The 12,992-nt window shown below is 36.3% G+C and carries 12 protein-coding genes and 1 pseudogene; 3 read left to right on the top strand and 10 right to left on the bottom strand.

Translation table 11 applies throughout. The features are described from left to right. The 7 genes and pseudogenes from M2306_RS01410 to M2306_RS01380 all read right to left on the bottom strand — a co-directional run bounded on the left by M2306_RS01410 (window position 1) and on the right by M2306_RS01380 (window position 7,209). Window positions 1-1,173 (bottom strand): sigma-54-dependent transcriptional regulator, encoded by a 1,173-nt coding sequence (locus tag M2306_RS01410; RefSeq protein ID WP_115091154.1) that lies wholly within the window; start codon window positions 1,171-1,173, stop codon window positions 1-3. A 25-nt stretch (window positions 1,174-1,198) separates the two neighbouring features. Beyond that, window positions 1,199-2,508: pseudogene (locus tag M2306_RS01405) on the bottom strand (ABC transporter permease). Between the two features lie 2 nt (window positions 2,509-2,510). After that, window positions 2,511-3,431: an ABC transporter ATP-binding protein gene (locus tag M2306_RS01400; protein WP_115091158.1), complete on the bottom strand. Its 921-nt coding sequence runs from the start codon at window positions 3,429-3,431 to the stop codon at window positions 2,511-2,513. 190 nt (window positions 3,432-3,621) lie between these two features. Beyond that, complete coding sequence (dnaJ, locus tag M2306_RS01395) at window positions 3,622-4,743, bottom strand: molecular chaperone DnaJ (RefSeq protein WP_259189097.1); 1,122 nt, start codon at window positions 4,741-4,743, stop codon at window positions 3,622-3,624. Between the two features lie 44 nt (window positions 4,744-4,787). Then, window positions 4,788-5,321 carry a nucleotide exchange factor GrpE gene (locus tag M2306_RS01390; RefSeq protein WP_115091162.1) on the bottom strand — a complete coding sequence of 178 codons (534 nt, stop codon included), beginning with the start codon at window positions 5,319-5,321 and terminating at the stop codon, window positions 4,788-4,790. Window positions 5,322-5,817: 496 nt separating this feature from the next. Further along, the gene (locus M2306_RS01385; RefSeq protein WP_259189098.1) at window positions 5,818-6,729 is read right to left on the bottom strand and encodes a TIGR01777 family oxidoreductase; all 912 of its coding nucleotides are present in this window, start codon (window positions 6,727-6,729) and stop codon (window positions 5,818-5,820) included. An 18-nt stretch (window positions 6,730-6,747) separates the two neighbouring features. Beyond that, complete coding sequence (locus M2306_RS01380; RefSeq protein ID WP_259189099.1) at window positions 6,748-7,209, bottom strand: DUF4442 domain-containing protein; 462 nt, start codon at window positions 7,207-7,209, stop codon at window positions 6,748-6,750. 292 nt (window positions 7,210-7,501) lie between these two features. Between M2306_RS01380 and M2306_RS01375 the strand changes: the two genes are divergently transcribed. Both M2306_RS01375 and M2306_RS01370 read left to right on the top strand, forming a co-directional pair. Then, a complete protein-coding gene (locus tag M2306_RS01375) occupies window positions 7,502-7,843 on the top strand; it encodes a PadR family transcriptional regulator (RefSeq protein WP_002986792.1) in 342 nt (113 codons plus the stop codon). Beyond that, a complete protein-coding gene (locus M2306_RS01370; protein ID WP_259189100.1) occupies window positions 7,836-9,278 on the top strand; it encodes a PspC domain-containing protein in 1,443 nt (480 codons plus the stop codon). Before M2306_RS01375 ends, M2306_RS01370 begins: the two co-directional genes overlap by 8 nt. 43 nt (window positions 9,279-9,321) lie before the next feature. Here M2306_RS01370 and M2306_RS01365 read toward each other — a convergent pair whose 3' ends face one another. Beyond that, window positions 9,322-10,023 carry a YiaD family glycine zipper/OmpA-like lipoprotein gene (locus M2306_RS01365; RefSeq protein WP_115091170.1) on the bottom strand — a complete coding sequence of 234 codons (702 nt, stop codon included), beginning with the start codon at window positions 10,021-10,023 and terminating at the stop codon, window positions 9,322-9,324. 22 nt (window positions 10,024-10,045) lie between these two features. Further along, entirely contained in the window at window positions 10,046-10,504 is a 459-nt protein-coding gene (locus tag M2306_RS01360) for a lipocalin family protein (protein WP_002986797.1), read from the bottom strand. A gap of 163 nt (window positions 10,505-10,667) precedes the next feature. Between M2306_RS01360 and htpG the strand changes: the two genes are divergently transcribed. Then, the gene (htpG, locus tag M2306_RS01355; protein ID WP_002986798.1) at window positions 10,668-12,521 is read left to right on the top strand and encodes a molecular chaperone HtpG; all 1,854 of its coding nucleotides are present in this window, start codon (window positions 10,668-10,670) and stop codon (window positions 12,519-12,521) included. A 75-nt stretch (window positions 12,522-12,596) separates the two neighbouring features. On the opposite strand, the gene M2306_RS01350 is transcribed toward htpG, so the two are convergent. Continuing rightward, a complete protein-coding gene (locus tag M2306_RS01350; protein ID WP_259189101.1) occupies window positions 12,597-12,959 on the bottom strand; it encodes an Imm63 family immunity protein in 363 nt (120 codons plus the stop codon). Window positions 12,960-12,992: the final 33 nt, after the last annotated feature.

Raw genomic sequence — 12,992 nt, 5'->3', positions numbered from 1 at the left:
TTATTTTGTAGCAAATAGCTTTACGTCTTCTAATGTTACTTCTTTTCCTCCTAAGATAATTAATCGCTCAATGACATTGCGCAACTCTCGTATATTTCCACTCCAATCATATTGCTGTAATAGCGCTATGGCCTCTGCAGTAAATTTCTTAGGCGTTGTTCCTTGCTCTGCCGCAATTTGTTTAACAAAGTGTTCCAGCAGCAAAGGTATGTCATCTCTGCGGTCATTCAAAGCAGGTACTTTGATTAAAATAACTGCTAGGCGATGGTATAAATCTTCTCTAAAGCGTCCTTCTTCAATTTCCTTACGCAAATCTTTGTTGGTCGCAGCTAATACGCGGACATCTATTTTTTGATCTTTCTCTGCTCCAACACGTGTAATTACGTTCTCTTGTAAAGCGCGTAATACCTTTGCTTGAGCAGACAAACTCATATCGCCAATTTCATCCAAGAAAATGGTTCCTTTATCCGCTAGTTCAAACTTTCCAGGTCGATCCTTAACCGCAGAAGTAAAAGCACCTTTTACGTGACCAAATAGTTCACTTTCGATTAATTCTGCCGGAATAGCCGCACAATTCACCTCAATCAACGGTTTTACTGATCGTGGACTTTGCGCGTGAATCTGATGCGCCACCAATTCCTTTCCTGTTCCATTAGGTCCAGTAATTAATACACGAGCTTCAGTAGGTGCTACTTTCTCTATCATCGCTGTAATCTGCTCAATAGATTCGCTTTTACCTATAATCTCGTATTTCTTGGAAACTTTTTTCTTTAAAATGGTATTTTCAACAACCAGATGACTCTTATCTAACGCATTGCGAACCGTAGTCAAAAGGCGATTCAAATCTGGTGGTTTTGAGATATAATCGAAAGCCCCTAATTTCATTGTATTGATAGCGGTCTCCAAATCACCATGCCCTGAAATCATGACGAAAACAGTCTCTGGTTTGATTTTTTTAGCTTCTACCAAAAGTTCATCCCCACTCATCTTAGGCATTTTGATATCCGAGATAACCAAGTCGTAATCTTCTTGGGTAATCATTTTCAATCCTTCTTCGCCATCTTCTGCAGCATCTACTTTATAAGAGGGAGATTCATCTTCTAATATACGAGTTAGAACGCGGCGAATAGCTGCTTCATCCTCTACAATTAATATTCTAGATTCTTTACTCATAACCTTTTTATTTTAGCACCTAGGCTTAATATTTTAACCACTTATACAGTTCTTTCCATGATGGGCGTTTCCCATACATCAAGATACCAATTCGGTATATTTTTGCCGCTAACCATACCGTCAAGATAAAGGTAGCAAACAATAATACGATAGATACAATAATTTGCCAAATAGGAACACCAAAAGGAATACGCATTAGCATTACAATTGGAGAAGTAAATGGAATCATTGAAAATACTGTAGCTACTGTTCCATGAGGATCTTTAATTACCGTGAAGAAACCAATATAAACCCCTAACATCAACGGTAACATTACAGGGAATAAGAATTGTTGTGTATCTGTTTCATTATCTACAGCAGCACCAATTGCCGCATACAAAGAGCTATATAAAAAGTACCCTCCGATGAAGAAAATAATAAAATATACAAACCAAGACAACAAAGGTAAACTCATAATCTCAGTTATGTAATTTTGGATATTACTCATCATACTTGGATCCATAGTCGTAGCCATTTGAGCCGCTTCCATATTAGCCGCACTTCCAGCATTTAATCCAAAAACGGAAGTAGCAACCAACATCAAAATTCCTCCTACAACACCCCAAATTAAAAACTGTAGTAACCCAGCCATAGAAGTACCAATGATTTTTCCCATCATCAATTGAAAAGGCTTCACAGAAGAGATAATCACCTCGATAATTCGATTGGTTTTTTCTTCAATCACAGAACGCATCACCATATTTCCATAGATAATAATAAACATCATGATGCAGTATCCAAATAAAGAGCCGATGAATATTTTAATCTCATTCAACCCTTTTACCGTTTGTTCTCCAGAAGCTTTTTCCAAATGAAGGTTTACTTCTGCTTGATTTTCTTTGATAATCTTCGGGTCTATTCCTTTCTCTATTAAATTTAAGCTAGAAACTTTATTTTCGATCGTCGATTCGATTTTACTGATAAATGCAATTCCTGGGCTTTCATTCGAAATATAGTAAATCGAATTTTCATAAGCCGTCATTTGCTCCTGTTTCGGAATGTACAACAAGCCATCGTATTTTTCAGCTAAGACGCTGTCTTTTAAAATAGCAATAGGAACAGCTGATAAATTTTGGTATTCATATTCTTCTGAATTCTCAAAATCCCCACTAAAGATGCCACTTTCATCGTGAATAGCAATTACTTTTTAGTTGTCGATTTCATTGTACTTAAATACCCAATAAGAACAGCAATAGCTACAAAAAAAAGAGGAGCTAAAAATGTCATGACAATAAAAGCTTTATTACGAGCTTTAGCGATAAATTCTCTTTTTATAATTAGTTTTAAAACACCCATACTTATTGACTTACAGTTTGAATAAAAATATCATTTGCCGTTGGTAATTTTTCGACGAAATGCGTTACTTGTCCATTGTTTGATAAAATATGCAACAGCTCATTTGGCATTGCTTCTCCTAAATCAATCTCCAATTGCAATTCATCATTTAAAGATTTAAACGACGTAGGTTGAACAGTAAATTTCTGAGATAATTCAAACATTAATCGGTGTACATCACTAGATAGGATTCCCACTTGATATAAATTGGTACGAAAATCGCGTTTCACATCTACTAAGCGTCCTTCGATCAACTTATTCGATTTGTGAATCAAAGCAATATAATCACACATTTCTTCCACACTTTCCATGCGGTGTGTAGAAAAGATAATCGTTGCTCCTTTTTCTTTAAGTTCTAGAATTTCGTCTTTAATGATATTGGCATTCACCGGGTCAAAACCAGAAAACGGTTCGTCAAAAATCAGCAATTTAGGTTTGTGTAAAACCGTTACCACAAATTGGATTTTCTGTGCCATTCCTTTTGAAAGCTCTTGAATCTTTTTATCCCACCATCCTTTGATGTCCAATTTATCAAACCAATAGTCCAATTGTTCTTTGGCTTCCACTTTACTCAATCCTTTTAATTGAGCTAAGTAAAGAGCTTGTTCTCCCACTTTCATGGTTTTATACAATCCTCTTTCCTCTGGCATATAACCAATATCTTTAATATGATGGGGACTCAACGCTTGCCCATCGAGGATGATTTGTCCTTGATCAGGATATGTGATTTGATTTATAATTCGAATTAGGGATGTTTTTCCAGCCCCATTAGGGCCTAATAAACCGTAGATAGATCCTTTCGGCACGGTTAGAGAAACATTATTTAAAGCTATTTTATCAGAATATCTTTTTTCTACATTCTTAACTTCTAAGATAGGTTGCATCAATCGATCTTTTATATTTCTTGTAAAAATAAATCATTTATTTCAACTTGCGAAGAACAAGGTATATTTTGATTGCGAATAGGCATAAAAAAACCCAACCTTATATTGCTATAAGGTTGGGAAAAATTGCTATGAAAAAGAAAATCCACTGTTTAATAAGTGTGCATCAAATGTATGACTTCTTTTCTAATTATGAAAACATTTCTTTGACTTTTTCAAAAAAAGATTTATCTCCTTTGCCAGGAGTAGGTTTGAAGTTGCCATCTTCTTGCATTTTCTCGAAAAATTCCTTTTGTTCTTTTGTCAGTTTTTTAGGTGTCCACACGTTGATATGAACGAGTAAATCACCACTGCCATAACTATTTAAATGCGGCAATCCTTTTCCTCTTAGGCGAAGTATTTTTCCAGATTGGATTCCTTCTTCTAATTTGATGCGCACATTTCCTGTTACGGTATAAATTTCTTTACTTCCTCCTAATGCAGCTTCAGAAAAGCTGATATAAAGGTCATAATGTAGGTTGTCCCCTTCTCTTTTTAGCGTTTCGTGTTCTAATTCTTCCACAACCACCAATAAATCTCCTGCTACACTGTTGTTTCCAGGTGCTTCATTTCCTTTACCTGCAACTTTCAATTGCATGCCTTCTGCTACACCTGCAGGGATTTTAATTGATACGGTTTCTTCTTGTTGAATCATTCCTTCTGCATCTGATCCTGCTGGCTTTTGATCAATCATTTGACCTGTTCCCTGACACGTATGACAAGGAGATGCCGTTTGCATACGACCAAATACAGTATTCGCGATTTTTGTTACTTGCCCTGTTCCATTACAAGTAGCACACGTTTTATAGGTAACACCTGCCGCTTTTATTTTGCGTTTTACTTTTACTTTCTTTTCTACGCCATTAGCAATATCTTCTAAAGTAAGTTTCACTTTAATGCGTAGACTCGTTCCTTTGGCTCTGCGTTGGCCTCCGCCAAATCCACCGAAACCACCAAAACCTCCGCCACCGAAAGCACTTCCGAAAATATCTCCAAACTGACTGAAGATGTCGTCCATGTTCATATGACCACCGCCATATGCACCACCACCTTCAAAAGCAGCATGTCCATATTGATCGTAACGCGCTTTTTTGTCAGCATCACTCAATACTTCATACGCCTCTGCAGCTTCTTTGAATTTTTCTTCCGCTTCTTTATCTCCCGGATTCTTATCAGGGTGAAATTCGATCGCTTTCTTGCGGTATGCCTTCTTTATAGCAGCAGCATCTGCTCCTTTATCAATACCTAATATTTCGTAATAATCTTTCTTCATTTGGATTCTGAGTTTCTATTAATAAATTGGTGCAACTATTTGTCTTATTGACCAATAACAACTTTTGGAAAACGAATAATCTTATCTCCCAATTTATACCCTTTTTCTACTACGTCAACCACTTTTCCTTTTAGTTCATCACCTGCAGGAATTTGTGTAATAGCTTCTGATAAATCCGCATTAAAAACATCTCCACTTTGGATTACTACTTCTTCTAATCCTTTAGCGGCCAAAGTGTCAACTAATTTCGACGAAATTAAACGCACTCCCGTTAGATGCTCGCTCTCCCCTTGCTTTTCTAATTCTGATAAAGCACGGCTGAAATCGTCTAAAATCGGTAGCATGGCTGACATAACTTCTTCATTTGCCGTTTTAAACAATTCTAAACGCTCCTTAGAAGTACGGCGCTTGTAGTTTTCAAACTCAGCAAATAAACGCAAATACTTGTCTTTCTCTTCTGCAATTTTAGCATTCAACGTTTCCTCTACTGACGCTGTATCTGCAGTCGTCGTTTCAGTTTCTTGCGTATTTTCTGTGTTTAAATCCACTTCTTCCTTATTTATATCTTTATTTTCCATACTGATCGCATACTATTTATGTTGCTTTCTTTTAATCAAATCCTTTGCCAACTGTGTTTTTGTGTCATAATGACAGAAATAGTGACAGAGGGGAGGGAGTTTTTGGAGGGGGTGAGGGGGTGAGATGGTGAGGTGGTGAGGTGGTGTGAAGGTGAGATGGTGTGAAGGTGAGATGGTGAGATGGTGAGGTGGTGTGAAGGTGAGATGGTGAGGTTTGCTTTTTTGTGAGAGGCTTTTTTGCAAATCTTCTTTAATCGATAAATCTTACAACTTCACCCTTTGTGAGGTTTGTTGCAAGAGGCTTTTTTGTTTTTTTGTGAGAGGCTTTTTTGCAAATCGTCTTTAATCGATAAATCTTACAACTTGACAAAAAAACAAAAAAGCAACTTCACCCTTCGTGAGGTTTGTGCTTTGTTTATCTAGTTACTTGGCAAATTGCCATTTGCCACTACGGGATTGTACCTCTCATCGTCTCATAACCTCTAACCTATAACCTCTAACTCCTCCCTTCATAAAGATTCTCAAGTGCTTGAGGCAAAGTTGAAAAATGAAAAGCAAAATCTAATTTCAATAATTTAGCACAGCTAATATATTGTCCTTCAGTGACCAACATTGCTTTTTCGCCTAATACTAAACGCAATACCCATGCAGGAACTGCAGGTAATAGCATGTGGCGTCCTATTGCTCGACTTACTTGTTTTGTAAATTTTTTATTGGTTTCTGGATTGGGTGCAACTGCATTAAATGCTCCTTGCAGGTGATTCTCCATGACAAAGAGGAAGATTCGTGCCAAATCTTGTAAGTGAATCCACGAATAATACTGTGTTCCTCTCCCTAAAGGTGAGGCGAGATAATATTTTGCCATCTGTTCGATATGGGGTAAAGCACCTCCTGCTCGTGACAAAACTAGACCAATGCGTAAAATCGCTACTGGTATGCCTAAGTTTTCAAAACGTCTGTTTTCTCCTTCCCATTGTTGAACTACTTTTCCCAAGAAATTCGTTGCGGGTGTATATTCTTGTTCTGTTTGGATATCGTCTAAAGTATCGTAAATACCTACTGCGGAAGCACAGATGATTTGCTTCACTTGATGGGGGTGTTCACTGAGGAGTTGATAGAGGGTTTGAGAAGCCTCTACCCTACTATTGATAATCATTTTCTTGCCCTCTTTTGACCAAGAACCATCAATCGAACTACCAGCCAAATGAATGATGACCTCAACACCTGCTAAACAGGCTGGATCAATTTGACGTGTTTGTGGATTCCAATAAAAACCTTGGCAATTGGGTTGTGCATCTAGCTTATTTTGGGCTGTCGTCAAGAACACCACTTCGTCCCCCTTTGCCTGCAATTGCTTCAGCAATTCACTTCCAACTAATCCTGTGGCTCCTGTAACTAAAACTCTCATACCCTATGCTTTAAAAACTTATTTCTTTACTCGAACTTTTAACGTCCACTCAAAATTGAATACTGAAACCTCATCCCCTTTTTCATCGATTCCAACTGATTTCATCCATACTGTCACTCCTTCTTGTGTTTCAATTGCCTTTTGAATGGCCTCATCTAACAAATGCCCTTCGCTACAAGTAAACGAAATTTTTCCTGTGGCTTTCTTCACGAAAACAGAATTATTTTGTGCCACTAACATGGAAATACGCTGACCGCTTTCACTGATTTTCTTCATCACTAAAGCACCAGTAGACAATTCAGCTGCCATTGCTTGTACAGCGAAATACATCGAACGAAATGGATTTTGATTGACCCATTTGTGTCGTACCGTAGTCGTTGCACTCGTATCTGAAATACGTCGCAATCGCACGCCTGTCCAATAGGCCGATGGCAACTTAAAGAATAAAAACTTATTGATGGATGAAACCGAAAATTCCATAGTATGTCTATTTTTTTAATTCCCCTAAATATACAAAATTATACGGTTGATTGAAGTTTCAATTAAAATATAGCCTCCTATTTTTCTTTTTCTTTCTAATACATATCCTTAATTTGATTTAACAAATCAAGGCTAAAAACAAACACAAAACATTATAAACAAACCAATTACACCTATTCCAACTATACTATTACAAATCAATAATTGTTAAATTAATGTTAATAATTAGTACTTTGCAATACATAGTACATGCTTTTAGCTATATCTTTGCATAAGATAAATCATTGAACCTATGAATAGTGAAAATACAAAAGCTCAAATGCGCAAGGGTATCTTGGAGTTCTGTATTCTATCCATTCTAAAAGAGCGCGATTATTATACCTCTGAAATATTAGAGGAGCTTAAAAAAGTAAAGCTTTTAGTGGTAGAAGGAACGGTATACCCTTTATTAACAAGACTCAAAAATGGGGATTTGTTAACCTATAGATGGGAAGAGTCCAATGCGGGGCCACCGAGAAAATATTACAAATTAACCGAAAAAGGGGAATTGTTTTTAGGAGAACTAACAGAAACATGGGAAGAATTAGCAAATGCAGTTCAAGAAATAACCACAAAAAATCAAGACAATGAATAAGACATTAACAATAAATATCGGTGGTTTAGTTTTTCACATTGAAGAGCAAGCCTTCCAACGCTTGGATCAATACATCAAAGCGATTCGCAGATCGATTGCTATTGAAGAACAAGATGAAGTAGTTCAAGACATTGAATTGCGTATAGCTGAAATATTCAACTCTAAAATAACGACTACCAAACAAGTAATTACCTCTGAAGATGTAGAAGAAGTTATTCAAATCATGGGGCGTCCAGAAGATTACTCTATCGATGATGAGAACAATTACCAACATACTGAACAAACCTATTACAGAGAGAAGAAGTTATTTCGAGATACTGACAATCGCATTTTAGGTGGTGTTTTAGCAGGATTGGCTCATTACTTTAAAATCGATACGATTTGGGTTCGCCTAATTTTTATCTTATTGGTTTTCTTCTATGGAACAGGAATCCTCTTGTATTTTGTCTTGTGGATTATCATTCCCAGTGCAAAAACGGCTAGTGAAAAACTGGATATGATGGGAGAACCTGTCAACATAGAAACCATTGAGCGCAAAATACGCGAAGGAGTGGACTATACGACAAGTAAAATCAATTCTATTGACTATGATAAGTTTAAAACGCAAACGCAAAGAGCAACGAATCAGGGAACAAAAGTAATTCGTTATATCTTGGGAATTGGTTTTATCATTGTATCTGTCATTGGTATGTTGATTAGCTTTTTTGTCAATTTGATGATCATTGTCAATACGAGTTTTATGATGAATGAATTCGATATCCCATCTGACTTCATCGATCCCAACATCCCAAGATGGATGCTACATACCTTTATCAGCCTTATCACGTTCTTGCCTTTTATCATTATGTTGTTGTTGGGGCTAAAATTACTCTACACCAATATGAAATACATTTGGATTACTGCCATCTCTATTTTTGTACTTTGGATTGGTAGTTTAATTGGATTATCCTTTATGATTATTAATGGAAATACAGACAAATTTATACGAAACGAGACGCGTTATGGATACACCTATACCTACTCTTCTGACGATAAAAAATCAGAAAACCAAGATACTAACTTGCTTTCTACGAGTAAGGATATTGTGTTGCAGCTAAATGATTCAGTTGCTACGACAGATCAGGTGATGCAAAAAATAGAAATTGTTCCGTCTTATCAAGAAGAGGCTTATGGAAAATTAGGCAATACTGGAGATCAACATAAAGATGTTTTACAAACCAAAGAAAGCGATACAGCCTATACCCTTGTCATCACAGATGAACAACTAAAACTGGATCCTACTTTTACTTTATATCTCCCGTTGGGTAAAAAGGTTATGCTTAGCGACAAAATTAAACCGTATTTATCCCATCAAACCCAATCGAGTATACAACCAGGTACACACTGGTATGAGATGAAAGATGATTTTAATTTACACTGCACCGATTGCAACTAAAAAAAGGGAGCCATTTGGCTCCCTTTTATATTTTTAACTTAGATTACATCGTAGCTGCTTCATTTTGCGCATCGATAATCATTTGTTCATTCGCTTTAATTGCAAATTCTACGCGGCGGTTTTTCGCTCTTCCTGCATCAGTATCATTACTTGCAATTGGATCAGCAATTCCCATTCCTTCTGTAGCTAAACGCTTATTTGAAACTCCATTTTGCATTAAATACGTCTTCACCGCATTTGCACGTTGTCTTGATAATTTCAAATTATACTCTTCTCTACCTGTATTATCTGTATATCCGAAAATACTGATATTTGTATTTGGGTTATCTTTGAATACGACAATCAACTTATCTAAATTTTGTTTCGCCTTGTCTGTCAAAGTAGCTTGATTCAAGTTAAAGTTCACTGAACTCTCCCCTAAGATCAATTTAATTCCTTCTCCTACACGTTCTACTTGAGCACCAGGAACGGTTTGTTCAATTTGACGCGCTTGCTTGTCCATATTGTTTCCAATAACACCACCAGCAGCTCCACCAATAACACCACCTAATACAGCTCCTAAAGCACTATTTCCACCTTTTCCGATATTATTTCCTAATATTCCTCCAATGATAGCGCCTCCAGCAGCTCCAATTGTAGCTCCTTTTTGTGTATTATTCGCATTTTTGACAGAGTCACAGCTTGTCAGCGATAAAGAACCTACTAGCAAAGCTCCTGCTAATAAGGTTGTAGTTGTTTTTTTCATAATATTACCTTCTTGTTGATTCTTAATTTTTTACAAAGTGATATGTTACATCATACCCTTGTCCATCTACGTAAAAATAATCAATCAAATCAAAACTAGTAGCGGTTTGATTTTTAACCTTCATTTTATAACCTGTAGTTACGTTTTTTGCTTTTAATCCAGCATCGACAAATTTAAATTCAAATTCACCATTTGGATTAACGAACCACTTAAAGTTACTTTCAAACATAGGACATGAATTCCCTCCCATTAAACTCACTACGCCAGAGTTGTTGTTTGAAACAAATTTCCACTGACTTCCGTTGAAGCAATGAGCATCAGCAATATTAAAAGAAGTAACTTTCACAAATTCACCTCCGATATGAGAAACAGAAGTCAGTGTCCAATCTCCTTTAATTCCGTATTGCGACTGTTTATCCATCGTCGGTTTACAAGAGGCTAATGCCAAGCCTACAAAACTTAATAAAACTAACTTTTTCATAATTCTTCTATTTTTTACAATAATACAAACTTTCTAGGTATTAACAGATTTTACTGCCTAAAAAAGAATCAAATGACAAATTGACATCTATTTTTAGGTTGGTATCTTTTTTGTCTATTTTGTTGTACATAAATTTATTAAAAATAATAATACCAAAATAAATATGACATCTGGAAAAATTAATGTTACTGTAGAGAATATCTTTCCTCTGATTAAAAAGTTCTTGTATAGTGATCACGAGATATTCTTAAGAGAGTTAGTTTCAAATGCAACTGATGCTACATTGAAGTTAAAACACCTAACGAGTATTGGTGAGGCGAATGTAGAATATGGCAATCCTATTATTGAGGTTAAAATCGACAAAGACAACAAAAAACTTCACCTCATCGACCAAGGAATTGGTATGACGAAAGAAGAAGTTGAGAAATACATCAATCAGGTTGCTTTCTCTGGTGCGGAAGAGTTCTTAGAAAAATACAAAGACAGTGCCAAAGACACAGGAATCATCGGGCATTTTGGATTGGGATTCTATTCTGCTTTTATGGTCGCAGACAAAGTAGAAATCATTACTAAATCGTTCAAAGATGCACCAGCTGCACATTGGACGTGTGATGGAAGTCCGGAGTACACCCTAGAAGAATCGGATAAACAAGAAAGAGGAACAGAAATCATTCTGCACATTGCAGAAGATTCTCTTGACTTCTTAGAGGATTACAAAATCCGTGAGCTTTTAACGAAATACAATAAATTCATGCCTGTGCCAATTAAATTTGGAACGCATGAAGAAGGAGAAGGCGATGATAAAGTAGAAGTGGACACCATCATCAATAACCCTACTCCAGCTTGGACGAAACAACCGGCTGATTTAACAGATGAAGACTACAAAAACTTCTATCGTGAATTGTATCCGATGCAGTTTGAAGAGCCTTTATTCCATATTCACTTGAATGTGGACTATCCATTTAACTTAACTGGAATCTTGTATTTCCCTAAGTTAAGTGTGGATATGCAAATGCAAAAAGACAAAATCCAATTGTACCAAAACCAGGTATTTGTAACGGATAATGTAGAAGGAATTGTTCCGGACTTCTTAACGATGTTAAAAGGGGTAATTGATTCACCAGATATTCCGTTAAACGTATCGCGTTCATACTTACAAGCGGATGGAAATGTAAAGAAAATCTCCAACTACATTACGCGTAAAGTTGCGGATAAATTAAAATCGCTATTCAACGAGAATAGAGCTGATTTTGAAAGCAAGTGGAACGATATTAAAGTGGTGTTGGAATATGGAATGTTGTCTGAGGAGAAATTTGCTGAGAAAGCAGGTGCTTTTATGTTGTATCCAACAACAGATAATACCTACTATACGATAGAGGAATTAAAAGAAGCAACGAAGGATTTACAAACCGACAAAGACGGTAACCTTGTTGTTTTATATACGTCAAATAAAGATGCGCAACACAGCTATATCAGTGCTGCCAAAGAAAAAGGGTACCAAGTAATTGTTATGGACTCTCCTATTGTTTCTCACTTGATTCAAAAATTAGAAAGTGAGAATGAGAAAATGACCTTTGCTCGTGTGGATGCGGATCACATCAATAACTTGATTAAGAAAGAGGAAAACTCAATTTCTAAGTTATCCGAAGAAGAGCAAACTACGTTGCAATCGTTCATTGAACAAGTGGTACCGAAAGAAAAATACACGGTAAAACTAGAATCAATGGACAGTCAGGATGCTCCATTAATCTTGACTCAACCAGAGTTCATGCGTCGTATGAAAGAGATGAGTCAATCAGGTGGTGGTGGAATGTTCGGTATGGGTAATTTCCCAGAGATGTACAATTTAGTGGTGAATACCAACTCGGAATTTGCTTCTAAAATCTTGAACAATACCAATGAAGCGGAACGTACAACTGCTTTCAGTCAAGCCTTAGATTTAGCGAAATTATCACAAGGGTTGTTGAAAGGAGAAGAACTTACGGCTTTCGTGAAAAGAAATTTTGAAAAACTGTAAGTAGTTGAAAAAACTATTTTTAAGTATACTTAAAAACCCCGTCTCAAAAAGACGGGGTTTTATTTTTTTAAACAATTACTCTAAATCAAATTTATTCAAATAATCCAGTTGTAATTTTTCTATTTTATCTAACGAGTAATCAGCTTCATTTTTTCTTTGTTCCGCTTCGTCACGCACAGCTAATTGAAACGCTATTCTTTTAAACACTTCCTTAATAAGCAAATCCACTTCGGGATAATATGTTCGTTCATATTCTACTCCTCTTTCTCTAACGACCAAGTAGACCGCCCCTCCAAAACCAATATCAATATAAGGGGATGCAAAATCATTAGATACATTGAGTTGAGGAATAAATTCTTCTGGAACACCCTCCACTTTTTTTACTAATTGAGCTATTTTATTTCTAATTTTCAGCTCTACTTCTTTATCTTTTTCCATTAGATATGGCATTTGAGCCCCTTTTAACTGAGC

It is taken from the genome of Myroides gitamensis, from assembly GCF_029894455.1.
Classification (GTDB): domain Bacteria; phylum Bacteroidota; class Bacteroidia; order Flavobacteriales; family Flavobacteriaceae; genus Flavobacterium; species Flavobacterium odoratum.
Note: the sequence above shows the minus strand (reverse complement) of the source record. Positions and strands in the feature narration are given on the sequence as shown.

What these genes read in the sequence shown, in the direction of transcription:
- M2306_RS01360 (WP_002986797.1), bottom strand. Translation starts at nt 10,504, where the DNA reads ATGAAAAAGTTAGTTTTATTAAGTTTTGTAGGCTTGGCATTAGCCTCT.
- M2306_RS01400 (WP_115091158.1), bottom strand. Translation starts at nt 3,431, where the DNA reads ATGCAACCTATCTTAGAAGTTAAGAATGTAGAAAAAAGATATTCTGAT.
- M2306_RS01350 (WP_259189101.1), bottom strand. Translation starts at nt 12,959, where the DNA reads ATGGAAAAAGATAAAGAAGTAGAGCTGAAAATTAGAAATAAAATAGCT.
- M2306_RS01390 (WP_115091162.1), bottom strand. Translation starts at nt 5,321, where the DNA reads ATGGAAAATAAAGATATAAATAAGGAAGAAGTGGATTTAAACACAGAA.
- M2306_RS01410 (WP_115091154.1), bottom strand. Translation starts at nt 1,173, where the DNA reads ATGAGTAAAGAATCTAGAATATTAATTGTAGAGGATGAAGCAGCTATT.
- M2306_RS01365 (WP_115091170.1), bottom strand. Translation starts at nt 10,023, where the DNA reads ATGAAAAAAACAACTACAACCTTATTAGCAGGAGCTTTGCTAGTAGGT.
- M2306_RS01375 (WP_002986792.1), top strand. Translation starts at nt 7,502, where the DNA reads ATGAATAGTGAAAATACAAAAGCTCAAATGCGCAAGGGTATCTTGGAG.
- M2306_RS01385 (WP_259189098.1), bottom strand. Translation starts at nt 6,729, where the DNA reads ATGAGAGTTTTAGTTACAGGAGCCACAGGATTAGTTGGAAGTGAATTG.
- htpG (WP_002986798.1), top strand. Translation starts at nt 10,668, where the DNA reads ATGACATCTGGAAAAATTAATGTTACTGTAGAGAATATCTTTCCTCTG.
- M2306_RS01370 (WP_259189100.1), top strand. Translation starts at nt 7,836, where the DNA reads ATGAATAAGACATTAACAATAAATATCGGTGGTTTAGTTTTTCACATT.
- dnaJ (WP_259189097.1), bottom strand. Translation starts at nt 4,743, where the DNA reads ATGAAGAAAGATTATTACGAAATATTAGGTATTGATAAAGGAGCAGAT.
- M2306_RS01380 (WP_259189099.1), bottom strand. Translation starts at nt 7,209, where the DNA reads ATGGAATTTTCGGTTTCATCCATCAATAAGTTTTTATTCTTTAAGTTG.